Annotated in this window: 15 protein-coding genes; 8 read left to right on the plus strand and 7 right to left on the minus strand. The window is 70.7% G+C overall.

All coding sequences use genetic code 11. The features are described 5' to 3' along the window. Nucleotide 1 precedes the first annotated feature (1 nt). Entirely contained in the window at nt 2–1,303 is a 1,302-nt protein-coding gene (locus tag AB0F88_RS14085) for an ABC transporter substrate-binding protein (protein ID WP_362682220.1), read from the minus strand. Nucleotides 1,304–1,914: 611 nt separating this feature from the next. Here AB0F88_RS14085 and AB0F88_RS14090 point away from each other — a divergent pair. Continuing rightward, entirely contained in the window at nt 1,915–2,289 is a 375-nt protein-coding gene (locus tag AB0F88_RS14090) for an FKBP-type peptidyl-prolyl cis-trans isomerase (protein WP_362682223.1), read from the plus strand. 372 nt (nt 2,290–2,661) lie between these two features. Next, entirely contained in the window at nt 2,662–4,188 is a 1,527-nt protein-coding gene (locus AB0F88_RS14095) for an ATP-dependent DNA ligase (RefSeq protein WP_362682226.1), read from the plus strand. Nucleotides 4,189–4,240: 52 nt separating this feature from the next. Here the strand turns inward: AB0F88_RS14095 and AB0F88_RS14100 are convergent, their stop codons facing one another. After that, a complete protein-coding gene (locus AB0F88_RS14100; protein ID WP_362682229.1) occupies nt 4,241–4,894 on the minus strand; it encodes a DUF1707 and DUF4870 domain-containing protein in 654 nt (217 codons plus the stop codon). Nucleotides 4,895–5,039: 145 nt separating this feature from the next. On the opposite strand from AB0F88_RS14100, the gene AB0F88_RS14105 reads away from it, so the two are divergent. From AB0F88_RS14105 to AB0F88_RS14130, 6 genes are all read left to right on the plus strand, one after another. Next, complete coding sequence (locus AB0F88_RS14105) at nt 5,040–5,378, plus strand: hypothetical protein (RefSeq protein ID WP_362682232.1); 339 nt, start codon at nt 5,040–5,042, stop codon at nt 5,376–5,378. Nucleotides 5,379–5,880: 502 nt separating this feature from the next. Then, nucleotides 5,881–7,959, plus strand: a complete 2,079-nt coding sequence (locus AB0F88_RS14110) for a BTAD domain-containing putative transcriptional regulator (protein ID WP_362682235.1) — start codon at nt 5,881–5,883, stop codon at nt 7,957–7,959. 699 nt (nt 7,960–8,658) lie between these two features. Next, the gene (locus tag AB0F88_RS14115; protein WP_362682238.1) at nt 8,659–10,050 is read left to right on the plus strand and encodes an aminotransferase class III-fold pyridoxal phosphate-dependent enzyme; all 1,392 of its coding nucleotides are present in this window, start codon (nt 8,659–8,661) and stop codon (nt 10,048–10,050) included. Further along, on the plus strand, nt 10,032–11,072 hold the full coding sequence (locus AB0F88_RS14120) for an NAD-dependent epimerase/dehydratase family protein (protein WP_362682241.1): 1,041 nt from the start codon (nt 10,032–10,034) through the stop codon (nt 11,070–11,072). The genes AB0F88_RS14115 and AB0F88_RS14120 overlap by 19 nt, the downstream gene beginning before the upstream one ends. Before the next feature lie 15 nt (nt 11,073–11,087). Then, nucleotides 11,088–12,053 carry a UbiA prenyltransferase family protein gene (locus AB0F88_RS14125; protein WP_362682244.1) on the plus strand — a complete coding sequence of 322 codons (966 nt, stop codon included), beginning with the start codon at nt 11,088–11,090 and terminating at the stop codon, nt 12,051–12,053. A gap of 20 nt (nt 12,054–12,073) precedes the next feature. Next, nucleotides 12,074–12,937: a BTAD domain-containing putative transcriptional regulator gene (locus tag AB0F88_RS14130; RefSeq protein WP_362682247.1), complete on the plus strand. Its 864-nt coding sequence runs from the start codon at nt 12,074–12,076 to the stop codon at nt 12,935–12,937. 47 nt (nt 12,938–12,984) lie between these two features. On the opposite strand, the gene AB0F88_RS14135 is transcribed toward AB0F88_RS14130, so the two are convergent. From AB0F88_RS14135 to AB0F88_RS14155, 5 genes are all read right to left on the minus strand, one after another. Next, a complete protein-coding gene (locus AB0F88_RS14135) occupies nt 12,985–14,343 on the minus strand; it encodes an endonuclease/exonuclease/phosphatase family protein (protein WP_362682250.1) in 1,359 nt (452 codons plus the stop codon). Between the two features lie 10 nt (nt 14,344–14,353). Continuing rightward, on the minus strand, nt 14,354–15,388 hold the full coding sequence (locus AB0F88_RS14140; RefSeq protein ID WP_362682253.1) for a glycosyltransferase family 2 protein: 1,035 nt from the start codon (nt 15,386–15,388) through the stop codon (nt 14,354–14,356). A 3-nt stretch (nt 15,389–15,391) separates the two neighbouring features. Continuing rightward, nucleotides 15,392–16,423: a glycosyltransferase gene (locus AB0F88_RS14145; protein WP_362682256.1), complete on the minus strand. Its 1,032-nt coding sequence runs from the start codon at nt 16,421–16,423 to the stop codon at nt 15,392–15,394. Between the two features lie 99 nt (nt 16,424–16,522). Further along, on the minus strand, nt 16,523–17,599 hold the full coding sequence (locus tag AB0F88_RS14150) for a lysylphosphatidylglycerol synthase domain-containing protein (protein WP_362682259.1): 1,077 nt from the start codon (nt 17,597–17,599) through the stop codon (nt 16,523–16,525). Next, on the minus strand, nt 17,596–18,681 hold the full coding sequence (locus AB0F88_RS14155; RefSeq protein WP_362682262.1) for a glycosyltransferase family A protein: 1,086 nt from the start codon (nt 18,679–18,681) through the stop codon (nt 17,596–17,598). The genes AB0F88_RS14150 and AB0F88_RS14155 overlap by 4 nt, the downstream gene beginning before the upstream one ends. Between the last annotated feature and the right edge of the window lie 11 nt (nt 18,682–18,692).

Raw genomic sequence — 18,692 nt, forward strand, 5'->3', positions numbered from 1 at the left:
ACTACTTGATCCTGCTGACGTCCTTGAGCGCCTGCGCCCAGGCCTCCTCGGCGTTCTGCTTGCCCTGGTCGACCCGCTGGAGACCGTTGCCGATCGCCTGCAGCACGTCACCGGCCTTGGGGCCCACGGGCTGGGGCTTGAGCGACTTGGCGGCGTCGGTGAAGATCTTGCCGATCGGCGCGTTGCCGAAGTAGGGGTTGACGTAGTCCTTCACCGCGGGGTCGTCGTACAGGGCGGGCAGCGAGGGCAGCGCGCTGGCCTCCTTGAAGAGCTTGATCTGGCTCTCCTTGCTGGTCAGCAGGTCGATCAGCGCCGCGGCCTCCTTGGGGTGCTTGCCCTGCTTGGGCAGCATCAGGTGGGTGCCGCCCTGGTTGCCGCCGCCACCGGGCACGGCCGCGATGTCCCAGGTTCCCTCGCCGGGCTTCTGGTCCTTGATCGTGCCGGTCTTCCAGGCGGGGCAGACCATGGTGGCGAAGGTGCCCTTGGCGATGCCGGTGTTCCACGGCGGCGAGAAGGCGGCGAGGTTGGCCGACAGACCGGCGTCGATCATCTTCACGCCCGTGTCGTACGCCTTGCGCACCTCGGGGTTGGTGGCGGCGACGATGTTGTACTGGGCGTCGTAGAAACCGACGGGGGCCTGCTCGACCATGGCGCGGAAGTGCTCGCCGGGGCCGTCGGTGAACTTGGCGCCCTCCACCTTGCCCGCGACGAACTTCTTGCCCGCCTCGATGTAGGCGTCCCACGTCGGCCAGAGCGCCGAGACCTCTTCGCGGTCGGTGGGCAGGCCGGCCTTCTTGAACAGGTCGGGGCGGTAGCACATGGCCAGGCCGCCGACGTCGGTGCCCAGGCCCAGGAGCGCGGAGCCGTCGTTGGAGACGCCCAGCTTCCACTTCCAGTCGAGGTACTCGCCCTGGCGCTTGTCCAGGCCGTACTCCTTGAGGTTGTGGAACTTGTCCGGCACCGGGGTGAAGGCGCCGATGTAACCGCCCTCGACGGCGACCACGTCCGCGGCGCCCGCGCCGGTGGTCAGCTGGGTGATGAGGTTGGTGTGGTGGTCGTTGAACTGCGCGCGGCGCTCCACGATCTCCACGTTGGGGTGGGTCTTCTTGAACTCCTCGTACAGCGGCGCGTAGTGGAAGTCGCTGAACAGCCCGACGGTCAGCTTGATCTTCTCGGCCGGCGCCGAGGCCGCTCCGCCGCTCCCGGTGGTCTCGGCGTCGCCGCCGCCGCAGGCGGTCAGGCCCAGGGCCAGGGCGGAAACGGCGACCATCGGGGCGAGGAACCTCTGGCGTAACTTACGCATGGAACCCTCCTGGGTCCTCATAAGTGATCATGGAGAGAGCGCTCCCTGAGCAGATTGAGGCCAAGCGGGTTACGTGTCAACGGTCCCCCCGACGCCGACCGGAGTCCGGCGATCAGCTTTTTACGGAGAGCGCTCTCCCAGGCAGGGGAACGTTTTCGCAGGTCAGGTAGATTTAGAGGTTGAATTTTCTCGTGGATGGAGCGCTCCCACAGAGAAAGGTCACATTAAGGTCGCGTTTCCGTCATGTTCCATGGCGCCGTGCCGAACCCTTGACACTCCCCGCCGAGCGGGTCACTCTCTTTCTCAGAGAGCGCTCCCCAGTGACTCTCACGATGGCTCCCCGCGCCGCCGGCACCCGCGGCGCCGATGACCGCCGCCCTCGCGCGGGGGGATCCCGGGTGACGCGTCTCGCCGCCCCCGTGCGCGAGGCCGCCCCCACGCTCTCCGGCGAAAAGGACAATTCGCCCCGTCGGAAAGGACGGCGCGCCCCGTCGGAAAGGGCGACGCGGAAGCCGCCCCCTGCCCCATGTCTCTCGTGGCGGCGCCGGAACCCGTAGAGTCGTCCGGCCGGTCGGAAATCGACCGGCGCGTATCCGACCAAGGAGAACCACGTGGCACTGGAGAAGCCGGAGATCGACTTTCCGGAAGGCGCCCCGCCCTCGGAGCTGGAGATCGTCGACATCGTCGTAGGGGACGGCCCGGAGGCCGAGGCGGGGCACCAGGTCACCGTGCACTACGTCGGCGTGGCCTTCTCGACGGGCGAGGAGTTCGACGCGTCGTGGAACCGCGGCGACGCCTTCCAGTTCCCGCTGGGCGGGGGCCGGGTCATCGCGGGCTGGGACCAGGGTGTCGCGGGCATGAAGGTCGGCGGCCGCCGCCGCCTCACCATCCCGCCGCACCTCGGCTACGGCAACGCCGGTGCGGGCAACCGCATCAAGCCGGGCGAGACGCTCATCTTCGTCGTGGACCTGCTCGGCGTGAGCTGACGCCCCGGGACGAGACGGCGCGGGCGGGCCTCACCGGCGACGGGTGGCCCGCCCGACGCGTCCTGTCACGTCCCCGCCCCGCCCCCGTGCCCTCCCGCCATCCGTCCCCGCCCCCGCGCCCTCCCCGCCATCCGTGTCCGGCGCCGTCCCCCGTGTTCCCCCGTGTCCGGTGCCGTCACCCGTGTCCGGTGCCGTCACCCGTGTCCGGTGCCGTCACCCGCGCCCGGCGCCGTCACCCGCGTGCCCTGGCGGGGCGGCCCGCTCACGTTCAGGGGGTTCGGGGGAAGGCCCGTCCTCCCGGAAACGCGACGACTCCGAAAAGCAGCCCCTCACCTCACCGAAATGCCGCTTGTAGCTCTTAAGCTGGCCATTGTGTTGTTGATCGACCTCGCGCGCACCTCGGCGGCCGTGACCGCCAGCTCCGCCCGGCTGGCGAAGACCGCCCACCTCGCGGAGCTGCTCGGCAGGGTCGAGCCGGACGAGGCGGAGATCGCCATCGCCTACCTCTCCGGGGAGCTGCCGCAGCGCAACGTCGGCGTGGGCTGGACGAGCCTGCAGGATCCGCCCGAACCCCGGCTGGCCGCCACCGCCACGCTGCGCGGGGTCCACGACCTCCTCGACCGGATCAAGGCCCTGGCCGGCCCCGGCTCGCAGAACGCGCGCAGGACTCTGGTCGCCGAGCTGTTCGGCGCCCTCACCCGCCAGGAGCAGGTCTTCCTGTCGCGGCTGCTCCGGGGCGAGCTGCGCCAGGGCGCGCTCGAGGGAGTGATGGTCGAGGCCGTGGCGAAGGCGGCCGGGGTGCCGGCCGCCGAGGTCAGGCGGGCTCTGACGCTGCGCGGCTGGCTTCCCGCCGTCGGCGCCGCCGCCCTCGGCGGCGGGATCGAGGCACTGCGCGCCTTCCGCCTGGAGGTCGGCCGCCCGGTTTCACCGATGCTCGCCCAGAGCGCCACCTCCATGGCGGCCGCGTTCGGCAAGCTCGGCGGGCCGGTCGCCGTCGAGTGGAAGCTCGACGGCGTCAGGGTCCAGGCGCACCGCTCGGGCGACCGGGTCACCGTCTTCACCCGCGCCCTCGAGGACATCACCGCGCAGGTGCCCGAGCTGGTCGAGGCGATGAGCACCCTGCCCTCCCGCGACCTGGTCCTCGACGGCGAGGTCATCGCGCTGCGCGCCGACGGCCGCCCCGAACCCTTCCAGGTCACCTCGGGCCGCGTGTCCAGCCGCACCGACGTACCGCGCGCGAGAGAGAGGACCCCGCTGAGCGTCTTCTTCTTCGACACGCTGCGGGTCGACGGCGCCGACCTGCTCGACCTGCCGGGTGAGGCGCGCCACGCGGCCCTGGCCGCCGCCGTGCCCCCGGAGCTGGTGACCCCCCGCCTGGTCACCGGCGACGTCGCGGACGGCGAGGCGTTCTTCAAGGACGTGATCAGGAGCGGTCACGAGGGCGTGGTGGTCAAGTCGCTCCTGGCGCCCTACGCCGCCGGGCGGCGCGGAGCCGGCTGGATCAAGGTGAAGCCCCGGCACACGCTCGACCTCGTCGTCCTGGCCGCCGAATGGGGGAGCGGCCGCCGCGAGGGAAGGCTCTCCAACCTGCACCTGGGCGCCCGCGACCCGCTGACCGGCGGGTTCGTCATGCTCGGCAAGACCTTCAAGGGCCTGACCGACGAGCTGCTCGCCTGGCAGACCGACCGCTTCCTCGGCATCGCCGAGGGCCCCACCGACGGCTGGACGGTCACCGTCCGCCCCGAGACGGTCGTCGAGATCGCCTTCGACGGCGTGCAGCAGTCGAGCCGCTATCCCGGCGGCATGGCGCTGCGCTTCGCCAGGGTCATCCGCTACCGCACCGACAAGACGGCGGACCAGGCCGACACCGTCGACATGGTCCGCTCCCTCATGCTCTGACGTCCCGCCCCTTCCCTTCGCGAGACCGGTCGTCATTTCACGAGACCGGTCGTCATTTCACGAGACGCAGCGTGAGGGGGTATCGGAAGTCACCGTCACCCGCCGCGGCCACCGCGCCGACCACGGACAGGACCACGCCGCCGATCCAGAGCAGGGGCGTCAGGACGAAACCTATGAACGTGATCGCCAGCACGATGGTGGCCGCGAGCATCGTCAGCTGGAAGTTGAGCGCCTCCACCGAGTGGGCCCGGACGTAGGGCGAGGTCCTGCCCGCGGTGAGCATCATGACGGCCGGGCCGATGACGGGAAGGCCGACCAGCGGGAGCAGGTGGGACGCCATCGCGCCCAGCCGCTCGCCTCCGGTCTCGCCCCGCCCGCCGAGGCGGCCGTGATGACCGTGATGACCGTACGAGGCCGGAACCTGACCCATGACAGGCGGGTAGGACACGGACCGGGCCGGATGCGTGCCGTACAGCTCGTTCATGATGGGGACGAGGTCACCGTGGACGCGGGCCGTCATCGCCCGCTCCAGCCTGTCGTCGAACTCGAGCTTGTCGAGCCTTCCCTCCGCGTAGGCGGCCTGGACGTGCTCGACCACCCGCTCACGATCCTGGTTGCTGACCCTAAGCCCCGCGTGACCGGGCCGAGGGCCTGCCGCCGGCACTCCCCCGTGCCCCGGGCCCGCTGGTGTCGCTGTGCCTGCCATGAGACCGATACCCTTTCGTCGCCGCTTCGACCTCAATGCTCGTCCAGATTGTCGGCCTCGTATATCAGGATGAACCCCCATAAGCCCCTGAGACCCATCCCTGGCCTTCCGCCATGGAACGAGCAGGAGAGGTATACAAGGAAATATGAGATGGCGAGATCGCTATGGGTTGAGGCGCCTGCGCGGGCCGAAGATCGCCAAGTTCGACCGCGCCACGACCGACGCCGACGTCGAGTCGCTCATCGCCTTCGCGAAGTCGCGCCGGGGCGTCGAGTTCTATGTCGAGCCCGAGACCTTCGCGACGAACACCACGGCGGTGGCCGTCGCCGACGACGGTGAGTGGACCCGGCGCCGGGTCGGCTCCCCCGCGGTGATCCGCAAGGTGGCCCGTGACCTGGCCCTGCCGGTCTACGACGTGCAGCTGACCGGCTATCCCCCCCGGATGAGGGCCTACAACGAGCGCCAGAAGCGCGCGGAGGGCTGAGCCGGGAGACCGGCCGCCCCCGTCGCCCGCCACCGGGGAGACCGCGGTGGTCCGGTGGCGCGGGACACGAGAAAGCGGGAACACGAGAAACCGGCGGCCGCCTCGCGTCCGGGGCCGCCGGGCTCTTCCGGCGGCACGGCCGAATGCCCGCGGGGTGACCTGCCGGCCGGATCCGGCGAGCCCGGGAACGGTGGATGTTCGAGCCGGGCGCGCGGGCGGCACCGGCCCGCCGGTCCACGGCTCGCGCCGTGACGCGCCCCTCCCGTCCCGCGCGACGCCCCTGGTTGGAGTGGCCGAGCAGGGGCGATCACAATACGCGTCGCGGAACGCCGCACCGGAGTGCGGTCGTCCGGGGATGTCGGCCGCGTAATCTTTTTCTTCCCTTCAGGTGAGTACCCTCCGAAGGTTGAGGACCGCGATCATGAGTCGCTATACAAAACAGGATTTATACGTATTTGTACGTTTCATGTTGGTGCATGATATGCGCTGAAGAGTGATGCCGATGGATTTCAAGATTCTTGGACCGATCGAGGTGCGGACGGCCAATGGGCAGCCGATCGCCCTTGGACGGCGCAAACAGCGGGTGCTGCTCGCCGCCCTGCTGCTCAATGCCGGCAAGGCGGTCCCCACCCATCGAATGCTCGACTGGTTGTGGGGTGAACAGGCTCCCGTCAACGCCGAGTCGAACCTCTACACCTATATCTCCGCGCTGCGCCGGGCGCTCGGTTCGCCTTCCCGGATCGAGGCGGGTTCCAACGGCTACGTGCTCCGGGTCGCTCCCGGTGAAACAGACGTGAGATTGTTCGAAGAACTCGCCTCTCAAGGACGTCTGATGTTATCCGAAGGGCGAAATGACGTCGCGCTCGAACGGTACACCCGGGCTCTGGGCCTCTGGCGCGCGGAGGCGGTTCTGGAGGGGTTGTCCCTGCCCGAGCCGTTGCGGGGCGAGGCGGCGCGGCTGGAGGGGCTGAGAACGACCGTCGTGGACGCCTCGCTGGAGGCCCGTCTGGCGCTGGGCCGGCACGGCGAGGTGCTCGCCGACCTGGAGGCGTTGACGCGCAGGGATCCGCTGAACGAGCGGCTCCGGGCACAGCTCATGCTCGCCCTGTACCGTTCCGGCCGCCGGGCCGACGCGCTCGCGGTGTACCAGCGCGCTCGGGAGACGCTCGCCGCGGAGCTGGGCGTCGATCCCGGCCCGGACCTGATCCGCATGCACCAGCAGATCCTCGTCGACGACTCCGTACTGGCGGCGCCGTCACCGTCGGTCATCGCCCGCAGGGCGTTCGCCCCGGCCGAGCTCCCGATCGACTCGGCCGCCTTCACCGGGCGTGCCGCCGAGATCTCACGGCTGCGGACGGCGCTGGTCTCCGCGGGCCCGGACCGGATCGCCGTCTCCGCGGTCGCCGGAGCGGCCGGGATCGGCAAGTCGGCGTTCGCCGTGCACGTCGCCCACCAGATCGCGGACCGGTTCCCCGACGGGCAGCTCTACGTGAACCTGCACGGCTCCACCCCCAACGTCAAGCCGCTGCACCCGGCCGAGGTCCTCGCCCGCCTGTTACGTTCCCTCGGCGGCGACGACGCGGCCGTGCCGGCCGAGGTGGACGAGGCCGCCGCGCGGTTCCGCTCGCTGACCGACGGCAAACGCCTGCTGTTCCTGTTCGACAACGCCCGGGACGCCGCGCAGGTACGGCCGTTGCTGCCCGCGAGCCCTGCCTGCTGCGTGCTGATCACCGCCCGCAGGATGCTGACCTCCCTGGACGCCGTCACGCATCTCCGCCTCGACGTCATGGCCGAGGACGAGACGACCACCCTGCTCAGCCGCCTGATCGGCGAGGAGCGCGTCGCCGCCGACCCTCGGGCGGCCCGCGCGATCGTACGGCTCTGCGGCGGCCTGCCGCTGGCGATCAGGATCGCCGCCGCCCGGCTGATCGCCCGGCCGGGCCTGTCGCTGCGGGTCCTCGCCGCCCGGCTCGCGGTCGAGGATCACCGCCTGTCCGAGCTGCAGGCCGACGACCGCGCGGTCCGGGCCTGCTTCATGGTGAGTTACCGCAGCCTGGAGGCCGAGCACTCCCGCATGTTCCGGCTGCTGAGCCTGCTCGGCGGATCCGACATCAGCGTCGCGGTCGCCGCGGCGCTGGCCGACCGCTCGGAGGAACAGACCGCGGATCTCCTGGATCATCTCGCGGACGTCCAGCTCCTGGAGGTCCGCGACGCGGACCGGTACCGCATGCACGACCTGCTCTGCCTGTTCGCCCGCGAGCGGACCCGGCAGGAGGAGACCGAGGAGGAGCAGGTGCAGGCCGTACGGCGGGCGCTTCACAGCTCCCTCCTCACCGCCTGCACTCTCGGTGACGTGTGCAACCGGCGAACCAGGCGAGACGCCAAGTTCGGCCGCCTGGCGCTCGGCCGCTTCGGCATGCCGCCCGAGGGCTGCACGGCCGATCCCCGATGGCTCAACGCCAAGATGGCCGACCTGCTCTCCACCGCGCGCCAGGTGCCCGGCACGGCGGGAGACGCCACCGGCCTCCCGATCGCCCGCGGCGTCGTCCGGTACCGGCCGTCGTACGGGTGGGGCGGCTAGAGACACCGGCGCCCCCTCGAGAGTCGCCGGTCCGGCGGCGGAGCGTCCGGGGGGTCGCGAAGGCGAGGTCACCGCACCGGGCCGCACCGGGCCACACCGGGCCGCGCCGGAAGTCGCCGCTCGCCGCATGGGAGCGCTCCACCCGATCGGCGGCAATGAGAAATGAGCGATCGGAACCGGCGGGAAACCTTACGCGCTGAAAATAATCTTCAGACTCATCGGTCGTAATCCCGGAAATTTACACGCTGGAAACATTCTCATGCCCGCCGTAATCGCGGAATCCTGCATGCCCGAAATCATCGCCACATGTGACCGCGACGGCCACGGGATCTCCGAAAGACGAAATCCGAGTCCGCGCTTCGCGCCGCCCTTTCCCGCTCGCGGTTCATCGTGCCACGGCGCCGACCTATACAGATTTGTATGGTGCGAGGTATAGCCATATTTAACACCATTAGCGAGATGTCTCTCGTCTTCTCATACCGCGGAGAGAAGGCCGGCACCTTGCGCAGGAAGACCCAGGGGTTGACCGGTGACAGCGGCGGCGCTGCCGCAGGAGCCCGACGGGCGCCCACCTCGCGATGATTGCCATCCTCGGACCGAACTCACCTGTGACGCCAGCAGCTGCAAAATGCGGAAAAACGCCAGGAAAGGGCGAACGTGTCGGAGCTAATCGGCATCGATGAGTGTGAAAACCTTACCGTGAAACAGGTCCAGAACCTGTACGGGAAGTACGTCAGCCGCAGCCAGGTCAACCTCATGACCTCGTTCGGCTTCGGTCGCGAGCTCGCCGAGCGAGCCGAGGGCGCCTGGATCTGGACCCGTGACGGCCGCCGGATCCTCGACGTCACCGGAGGGGTCGGCGTCCTCAACCACGGCCACAACCACCCGCGCATCCTGGCGGCCCGGCGTCGTTTCGCCGACGCCGGGCGCATGGAGGTCCACAAGGCGTTCTTCTCCCCGTACGTGGCCGCGCTGAGCCACAACGTGGCCACGCTGCTGCCCGGCGACCTGAACATCTCCTACTTCCCGAACTCGGGTGCCGAGGCCAACGAGGGCGCCATCAAGATGGCGTACAAGTATCACGGCGGGCGGCGCAACACCATCCTGCGATCCGACATCAGCTTCCACGGCAAGACCCTCGGGGCGGGAAGCCTGACCGGATCGTCGGAGAACTCGTTCCGGTTCCCCGGGCTCCCGGGGATCGTCGTCCACCCGTACGGCGACCTCGCGGCCGTGCGGGCGGCGGTCGACGCCGCGCGCACCCCTGACGGCAAGTGCGACGTCTACGCGATCATGGTCGAGCCGTTCAGCGCGTCGAGCATGCGCTCCTGGTCGGAGACGGACCTGCGCGAGCTGCGACGGCTCTGCGACGAGCACGACATCATCATGATCTTCGACGAGGTGTACACCGGCTGGGGCAAGACCGGCAGCCTCTTCTACTTCATGCGCTATCCGGACCTGCTCCCCGACATCCTCGTCTACTCGAAGTCGCTGGGCGGCGGCAAGGCGTCCATCGCCGGGTACACCGCGCGGGAGCCCATCTTCCGCAAGGCCTACGACCGGCTCTCCGACGTCATCCTGCACAGCACGACCTACTACGGGTTCGGCGAGGAGACCGTCACCGCGATCGAGGCGATCAACGTGATCGTCGAGGAGGACTATCCCGCGCGGGCGCGGCAGATCGAGCGCATCCTGAAGCCCGGACTGGAGAACATCCAGAAGCGTTATCCGGACGTGGTCGGCCAGGTGACCGGTACGGGGGCGCTGTGGGGGGTGTTCCTGACCGGCGGCCCCAAGGTGCTCGACCTGGCCGGCAAGCTGGTGCCCGGCTTCTCCGGCGACCCGCACTTCCGCACCAAGCTGATCACCCTCTCGGTGATCGCCGACCTCTACAGCGAGCACGACATCGTGTCGTACTACAGCCCGAACGTCGAGAACCCCCTCGTCGTCGCGCCGACCCTCGCCATCGAACCCGACGACGTCGAGTACTTCGTGCAGAGCCTCGACAAGACCCTGTCCAAGGGCCTGCCGCGGCTGCTCGCCCGGTTCGTGCGGGAGAAGGTGGGATCGCGGTGGCCTCTCGGGTCGTAGTGACCGGCAGCGCCGGGATGCTCGGCGGCAACCTGGTGCGGCGGCTCGTGCTCGCGGGCCACGAGGTGATCGGCGTGGACCTGCGCCCGCCGTCCGACCCGGTCCCGGGGGCGGGGCACCGGGTCGGCGACGTGCGCGACGTCGCGCTGATGTCCGAGGCGATGGCCGGGGCGGACGCGGTCGTGCACTGCGCCGGCGCGCTGCCCAGCTATCCCGCGGAGCAGATCCAGAGCCTGATCGTCGGGGGCACGCACAGCGTGCTGGAGGCCGCGCGCCGGGCCGGGGTGGAGCGGACGGTGCACATCTCCTCCACCGCCGTGTACGGGCTCCCGAAGCTGGTGCCCACCCCGGAGGAGCATCCGCGCGAGCCGGTCGACCCTTACACCAGGGCCAAGACCGAGGCGGAGGAGCTGGCCGACAAGTATCGGGCCGGCGGGATGTGCGTGCCGATCCTGCGCCCCAAGACCTTCCTCGGTCCCGGCCGGATGGGCCTGTTCGCGATGCTCTTCGAGTGGGCCGAGGAGGGCCGGAACTTCCCGGTCCTCGGCCGCGGGGACGTGCGCATCCAGATGCTCGCCATAGAGGACCTGGTGGACGCCGTGGCCGGCGTCCTGACGGCACCGGCGGACGTCGCGAACGACACCTACAACCTCGCGGCCGCGGAGTTCGGCACGCTGCGGGAGGACTTCCAGGCGGTGCTCGACACGGCGGGCCACGGCAGGCGCGTCGTGTCACTGCCCGTCCGGCCGGCCCTGGCCGGACTCCGGCTGCTGGAGCGGACCCGGCTGTCCCCGGTGTACGGGCGGCTGGTGCACAAGCTGCTCGCCGACTCCTACGTCAGCATCGACAAGGCCAGGGACCGGCTCGGCTTCCGGCCCCGGCTGTCCAACCGGGACGCGATCCTCCGCACGTACGCCTGGTGGCGGGAGCATCGCACCGCCGGCTCACCGCGGGGTGCCGGCCAGACCAGCCGCGACGCGTGGCGGCAGGGCGCGCTGTCGCTGGCGAAAGTCTTCTTCTGAAATGACGAGGAAAGCATGTACGTCGTCGAATCGGCAGACATTCCAGAACTCCCGCGGCCCAGGGGACCGGCCCCGGAGCAGAAAGCGGAGGCCCGGCCACGCCTGGTCACGGACCTCTTCAGGCTGATCCGGCCCTCGCACGCGGCCAAGGCGATCCTCCTCGTACCGCTCGCGCTCATCGACACCTCCCTGTGGAACCTCGCCACCGTGGTCGAGGTCGTCCTGGCCACGGTCGCGTTCATCCTGGCCTCCTCCGCCGTCTACGTCGGCAACGACATCGCCGACCGGCACCGCGACGTGCACCACCCCGTCAAGCGTCACCGTCCCGTCGCCGCCGGTCGCGTGGGGATCAGGGTCGCGTACGCCTACTGCGCCGGCCTGCTCGTGCTGCTCAGTGCCGTCATCGCCCTCACCCCGGGACCGTACTGGCCCATCGTGGCGTACCTCCTGATCAACATCGCGTACAGCCGCCGTCTCAAACACATCCCGCTCGTCGACGTGGGCACGGTGGCCGTCTGTTTCGTCCTCCGGGTCGTCCAGGGGTACGAGGTGGCCGGGGGGCGGGCGGCCACCTGGCTGCTGGTCGCGGTGTTCTCGATGTCCCTGCTGCTGCTCATCGGCAAGCGGCGCCAGGAGTTGAAGACCGGCGCCGCGCACCGGCCGGCGCTCCACGGCTACTCGATGGAGCTGACCAACTGGCTGCTGCAGATCGCCGCCGTGCTCGCCCTCGTCTCCGGCCTCATGTACCTGCGCGACGAGGGCCCGTTCGGCCCCCAGTACGGCCAGACGGCGATGCTGCTGTCCACGCCCTTCGCGCTCTTCGCCCTCTTCCGCTACCTGCAGATCCAGCTGATGGACGAAGGCGGTGGTGACCCGGTCCGGATCCTGCTGCGGGACCGGGTCATGGTCGCCAACTCGATGTTGTGGGCCGCCGCCCTGGGCGTGACGCTCGTGCTCGCCCACCAGCCGGTCCCGTTGTGAGAGCGACACGGAAGGAAAGCATGGAAGTCCGCATACTGGGCCCGGTCGAGGTGACCGTCGACGGCCGGCGCGTTCCCCTGGGGCCACCGCAACGACGCGCGGTGCTGGCCGCCCTCGCGGTCGACGTCAACCATCCCGTGCCACTTCAGACGTTGATCGACCGGGTCTGGAATCTTCCACCGGACCGGGCGACGGATTCGCTGTACGCCCACATCGCACGCCTGCGGCAGGCACTGGCGGGAACCGCGGTCGCCATCGAGCGCCGCGGCGGCGGCTACGTCCTGGAGGCCGACCCCGACCGGGTGGACGCCCACCGGTTCCACCGTCTGGCGAAACAGGCGCAGGCCCGTGCCGGCGACGACCCCGCCCGGGCCGCGCTGCTGGCCGAGGCGATGGAACTGTGGCGCGGCTCGCCGCTGACCGGCATCTCCGGAGACTGGGCCTCCCGGATGCGCTACAGCATCGAGCAGCAGTTCGTCGGTGCCGTCGTCACCTGGGCGCAGGCGCACCTGCGGCTGGGACGGCCCGACGCGGTGGTCACCGAGCTCACCCCCCTCGTTCCCCGCTACCCGCTCGTGGAGCCGCTCGCGAGCATGCTGATGCGCGCGCTCTGCGCCCTGGGACGCACCGCGGAGGCCGTGGCCCAGTACGCGCGCCTGCGCGGGTATCTGGCCGACCACCTGGGCATCGAGCCGGGGCCGGAGCTGCGCGCGCTGCACCAGGAGATCCTGCGCGGCGACCACGACCTGCCGGTCTGGGCGGCCGAGGGGGTGGTCCTGGCCGGCGCCCACCACGCCGTCGCCGGCTGGGCGCCACTCGGGCAGCCGCCGAGCTGGACCCGTCCCGCGGCCCACGTACCCGACCGGGTGCTGTCCAGGCCCTGACCGCTCTCCCGGAGGAGACCCCGGAGTCCCCGCGCCTCCTCGCCGGATCACCCGCTCGTCGAGATGACCAGGCGTTGCCCGCTGTGGTCGGAAAGGCCCCCCGACCGCACCAGCCCGTACCGGTGCACGGTGACGTCCGGCGTGGTGAACGCCCAGTCGATCCGCCACAGCGGCCATCGGTCGTCCCAGGAGGTGGGGTAGAGCGATTCGAGCACCAGGGTGGCGTCGACCAGCCGGTCCGGCAGCAGGCGCAGGATGCCCATCGCCGGTGAGGCGTTGAAATCCCCGGCCAGCACGACCGGGTGCGGATTCCTCTCCACGTCGGCCGCGAGCGCGCGGAGGTTGGCCCGCCGCCGCTCGTGCTGGGTCCGGTTGAGGCGGCGGGGGTCCAGGCCCGGCGGGAACGCGTGGACGGGCGAGTTGATGTGCGTGTTGTAGAACGAGACGATCTTCCCGCCGTTCCCGCCGTTCCCGCCGTTCCCGCCGTCTCCGCCGTTCCCGCTCTCCCCGCCGACGCGTACGTCCGTGCGCAGCGTCTTCACCACCGAGAAACCAGGCAGGCCCGGGTCGGGGGGCAGGACCGCGTCGCGTTTCTCCGACACCCACGGGCGGAGGTCGAGCCCCCGCTCCAGGACGATCGGGAACCGGGAGACCGTCACCATCTCGCTCGCCGCGGCGACGTGGTAGCCGGGAAACTCCCGGCGCAGCCGGGCCAGGTCGTCCACCCGGATCGCCTTCGAGTCCGGGCCGAAGTAGATGTACTCCTGCAGGAGGTACACGTCCGCCTTCTGGTCGTGCAGGTACCGGTAGAAGTCGTCGACGTCGCGCGCCGGCGTGCCGGTGGGCGGTGGCATCGTCTCCCCGCCCGTCACCATGTCCCAGTACAACGTGTTCCAGGAGAAAACCGTGATCGCGCCCGGCGGGGCGGGCGGGGGGCGGTGCCACAGGGCGGCGGGGTTGAGCCCGCTCAGGCCACCGCCGAGCACCAGGGAGGCGAGCGTCACCGCCGCGATCCACCCCCGGGCCCGGCGCGCCGGCAGGGCCACCGCGAGCAGCAGGACCGGGAGGACCGCGAAGGCGAGCGGCGGGACCAGCTCCGGAGCCTGCCACCACCACACCCGGCCGGACAGCGCGCGATGGAGCACCACGAACACCAGCCAGGCGACCGGCGCGGACAGCAGGGGCCAGGTCCGCCAGCGCGACCGCCGGGCGGGCGGGGGCCCGGCGGGCGCTGTCACCACCCGCGTGTCGGTCATCGGCGGCGGCCGGATCCGGGACGTGGGCATGGCGCGGACGTCGCGGGCTTCGCGGGCGTCGCGGGCGTCGCGGGCGAGATCACGTCGCCGCCTCCCCTGCGGCCGGGTCCGGGAAGCACGCGTGGCGCGGGCGGGCACGAGGGCGGGCACGGACGAGCCGTCACGTCGCCGCCTCCCCGGCGGCCGAGGGCCGCACGAGCAGGTCGGAATCGTAGAGCCGGCGGAACCTGGCGGAGCAGAACCACTGCACGACCCCGGCCGCCACCCCGGCGGCGATGGTCACGTTCACCACGAAATGCACCGTACCGTAGTAGAGCAGGAACAGCGGGCCGCGTCGCCGCAGCACGAACCGGTACATGCCGAGGTCCGCCAGGATCGACACGGCCAGGGCGAGGGCGGGCAGCGCGGCGCCGGCCGGGCCGAACGCCAGCGCCGGCAACGTGGCCACCGCCGCCAGCGCGGCGAGGCTGCCGCCGGCCCGGTTCGAGGTCTCGAACCCCCGGGCGAAGCGCTTACGCCGCGCGTACAGCGGCACCCGGGCGCGCCCCCGTTTGAACAGCTTGCTCAGTAGCTTGAACAGCTCGTCGTCGTGGTCGTGCCGGGAACGCACCGCCGAGGTGAGCACCATGTCGTACCGCTGGGTGAGGCGGTGGCCGTAGTCGACCTCCTCGGTCTCGCGCAGCCGGGTGTTGAACCGCCCGACCTCGTCGAACACGTGGCGGGGCATCGCGACCATCGCCGGGAAGAGGAACGAGATGGGCCCCTCGGAGCTCGCCGTCCAGTAGTAGTACTGCAGTGCCCGGTACTCCTCGACGAGACTGTCGCGGATCAGCGGCTCCGGGTCGTGGATGCTGCACACCGCCCCGAGCTTCGGGTCGGCGGCGAGCATGCCCACCGCCACCTCGACGGAGTCGGGGTAGGCGGCCACGTCGGAGTCGACGAACACCAGGATCTCGCCACGGGCGTGGGTGGTGCCGAGGTTGCGCGCGCCGGCCACCCCCATGTTGCGCTCGGTGCGGACGACCCGGACACCGAGCCGCTCCGCGACCGCGACGGAGTCGTCGGTGCTGCCGTCGTCCACCATGATCAGCTCGATCGGCCGGTACGTCTGCTCCTGCAGGGCGCGCAGGCAGAGCTCCAGCGAGCCGGCGTAGTTGTAGTTGGGCACGATCACCGATACCAGCGGGCCGGTCATCGCTCACGCCCCCATCGCCGGTGCGGACGGCTCCGGCATGTCGTAGGTGTTCCGGAACTTGCTGGACAGCACGCAGTGCGCGGCGCCGACGAACACCGCCAGCGCGACGGTGACGTTCACCAGGAAGTGGATCGCGGTGAAGTAGACGGTGAACGCCGGCCCGGCGTAGCCCCAGACGAAGCGGTACATCCCCAGGTCGGAGGCGATGGAGCCGGCCAGCAGCACGAGCGGCACGAGCAGCCAGAGCGGGCCGAACAGCACCGGCAGCGGCGCGGTGACGACCGCGAACAGGGCGGCGAGCGAACCCCAGCCGCGGCTGCTGTTGGTCGGGCCGCCGTTGAAGTCGGGCCGGCGCAGGTACAGCGGGATGTGCAGGCGCGCGCGGTGGAAGAACTTCGACAGCACCACGCTCAGCTTGTCGTCGTGGTCGTGCGCGCCCCTGATCGCGGTGTCCAGCACGATCCGGTAGCGCTGGGTGATCCGGTGGCCGTAGTCGGCGTTCTCGCTGTGGCGCAACGCCGGGTTGAGCGGGCCGATCTCGTGGAAGACCCTGGTCCACATCGCGAAGATCGCCGAGTAGATGGTGGTGATGTCGCCCGCGTCACCGGAGATCCAGTAGTGCAGCTGGAGGCTGCGGTACCGCTCCACGCGGCTGTCGGGGATCAGCGGCTCCGGCTCGTACGTGCCGCACACCACACCCAGCGTGGGATCGGACGTGAGCAGCGCCACCGCGTTGCCCACCGTGTCCGGGGTGAGCGCCACATCCGAGTCGAGGAAGAACAGCACCTCCCCGCGGGCGTGCTCGACGCCGAGGTTGCGCGCCGCCGGCGCCCCGATGTTGGTGTCGGTGACCAGCACCCGCACCCCGTGCCGGTGGGCTATCCCCACCGAGTCGTCGGTGCTCCGGTCGTCGACGACGATCACTTCGATGTGCGGGTAGTCCTGCCGCTCAAGCGCGCTCAGGCACAGGTCCAGCGTGCGGGCGTAGTTGTAGTTGGGAATGATGACCGAGACCAGTGGCCGCTGCTCATCCATGGTCGATGACCCCTTCGGGTTGGCGGGCGCCCGCCGGCCGGGAGGGGACCCACCTGGCGGACGCTCGCACGCGTTGGTCTGTTCCGATGCTTGTCAGGGCTACTTGTCTCCCGCCACCGGCGCCGATTCCGCCACCGTCGCGGGCTCCCGCGCCGTCGCGGGCTCCGGATCCGCCGTGAGCTCCGGATCCGGCTTCGAGGCCGCGGCCGGGGTACGACGGATGACGACCTCGGCCACCGCCAGCGCCGCCGCTCCCAGCGCCACCTCGGCGACCGTGGAGACCAGCCGGCTGGCCACCGCCACCACCGCGGCCGCCGGCGCGGGCAGCACCACCGTCAGGGCGGCGGTCAGCACCGCCTCGCGGACGCCGATCCCGTCGGGCAGCACGACCGTCAGCATCCCGACCGTCGTGGCCAGGGTGAACGCGCCCACGCACAGTCCCAGGGACCGCAGCGGGTCGGCTCCCATCGCGACCGCCAGCAGCCATAGGTGCAGGCCGGTGACCAGCCACGACACCGCCTGCGCGACGACCGCGAACCGTATCCCGCGCGGCGAGGCCGACCTGGCCGGGTCCGGCCGGCGCAGCACCCGCAGCACCAGTTGCGCGCCGTGGTTGACCAGCTGCGGCCGCACCAGCACGACCACGATCAGCACCGCCGCCACCGCCACCAGCCACGCCACCTGGGTGCCGATCATGTGCACGCCCGCGAGCAGCCCGATCGTGAGCCCGGTCAGCAGGACCAGGCTCATGCTCAGCGCCGCCGTGCCCATCAACCGCCCGAGACCGACACCGTTGGCCGTGGCCACCTTGGTCGCGGCGATCAGGCCGGGCACCTTGCCCGGCACGTACTTGCTCAGGAACGTCACGAAGAAGACGCGTGCCACCCGCGGTTCGCCGACCCGCGGCCCGAGCTCGAACAGCACCGCCCGCCACGCCAGGTAGCCGAACCCCAGCCCGGCCATGCTGGTCAGCAGCGCGCCGGCCAGCAGGAGGCCGATCCGCCCGCCGTCGCTCCGGGCGAGCATGACGGAGACCACGCTCCAGTCCTGCCCGGCCAGTGCCGCCGCCACCGCGCCCACCAGGACCAGCGCGAACGCCGCGATCAGGGCGCGCACGAGCGCGCGGGGCAGGCGCCACGACGGGCGCCACGGGCGCCACGGCCGGCTCTCGGTCACTCGGGCGCACCGGCCGGGGAGACCGGGGTCATACCGGTCTTGGCCGGGTGCCCCTGGCGGCGGAGCAGCTCGTAGACGAGCCGTGGCAGCCCCGCGCCGGCGCCGAGGAAGAACGCCGTGTGATAGCAGAACTGCATCGAGGCCATCAGCAGCGCGAAGCCCGCGCCCCGGTAGCGGTAGGAGTATCGGAGGAAGTCACGGTTCACCGTCACGAACGCCGCCAGCAGCAGCGCGAGCACCACGAGCAGCCACGGCACGAAGAAGACGAACGGCAGCGTGAACAGGCTCAGCGCCGCCGAGACGGAGGAGATCCGCGGCGGCAGGCGGCGGGTGCGGGGATCCGGGCCGATCATGTCCAGCCGGAACCCGATCGTGTCGTCGTCGTACAGCCGCCGCGCCCTCAACATGATCACCGGCAGGGTGCTGGCCCTGACGAACCGCTCCCACATGCATTCCCAGAACCGGTCGACGTCGTCCGCCCTGGTGACCACGGTCGCGGTCACCACCAGCCGGTACCTGGACGGCACCCGGTTGCCGAACTCGAAGTCCTCGCCGTCGCGCAGCCGCTCGTCCAGCCCGCCCGCCTCGCGGTAGACCGTGCGCGGGATCAGCGAGTTGGACAGGAACGTGGACACCGCCCGCTGGCGGTCGAAGTGCTCGGAGAAGACGCGGTATCTCTCCACCGGTCCGTCGTCGTACAGCGGCTCCTTGTCGTAGATCCCCTGAACCATGCCGCAGTCGGGCGTCTCCCGGTAGGCCCGCACCGCGTTCTCCACGGCGTCCGGGGCGAGCGCCGTGTCGGAGTCCACGAAGAAGAGCAGGGGCGAGGTGCTGGAGTCGACCCCGGTGTTGCGCGCCCCCGACGGCCCCTGGTTGGTCGGCAGCTCGACGATCGTGCACGGGAACTCCCGCGCGATGTCCAGCGAGCCGTCCGTGCTGCGGTCGTCGACCACGATCACCTCGGCCGGGGGGTACGTCTGCGCGTACACCGCCTCCAGGCAGGCTCGGAGGGTCTTCTTCTTGTTGTAGTTCGGCACGATGACCGCGACATCCTCGGGTCGCGCGGTCGCTGGTTCCGTCATGTCAATTCCTT

Origin of the sequence: Streptosporangium sp. NPDC023963 (assembly GCF_040639135.1) — a bacterium.
Classification (GTDB): domain Bacteria; phylum Actinomycetota; class Actinomycetes; order Streptosporangiales; family Streptosporangiaceae; genus Streptosporangium.

Bases quoted from the DNA above. Each gene is read 5' to 3' on its own strand.
- AB0F88_RS14085 (WP_362682220.1), bottom strand. From the start codon at position 1,303: ATGCGTAAGTTACGCCAGAGGTTCCTCGCCCCGATGGTCGCCGTTTCC.
- AB0F88_RS14100 (WP_362682229.1), bottom strand. From the start codon at position 4,894: ATGGCAGGCACAGCGACACCAGCGGGCCCGGGGCACGGGGGAGTGCCG.
- AB0F88_RS14105 (WP_362682232.1), top strand. From the start codon at position 5,040: ATGAGATGGCGAGATCGCTATGGGTTGAGGCGCCTGCGCGGGCCGAAG.
- AB0F88_RS14110 (WP_362682235.1), top strand. From the start codon at position 5,881: ATGGATTTCAAGATTCTTGGACCGATCGAGGTGCGGACGGCCAATGGG.
- AB0F88_RS14125 (WP_362682244.1), top strand. From the start codon at position 11,088: ATGTACGTCGTCGAATCGGCAGACATTCCAGAACTCCCGCGGCCCAGG.
- AB0F88_RS14130 (WP_362682247.1), top strand. From the start codon at position 12,074: ATGGAAGTCCGCATACTGGGCCCGGTCGAGGTGACCGTCGACGGCCGG.
- AB0F88_RS14140 (WP_362682253.1), bottom strand. From the start codon at position 15,388: ATGACCGGCCCGCTGGTATCGGTGATCGTGCCCAACTACAACTACGCC.
- AB0F88_RS14145 (WP_362682256.1), bottom strand. From the start codon at position 16,423: ATGGATGAGCAGCGGCCACTGGTCTCGGTCATCATTCCCAACTACAAC.
- AB0F88_RS14155 (WP_362682262.1), bottom strand. From the start codon at position 18,681: ATGACGGAACCAGCGACCGCGCGACCCGAGGATGTCGCGGTCATCGTG.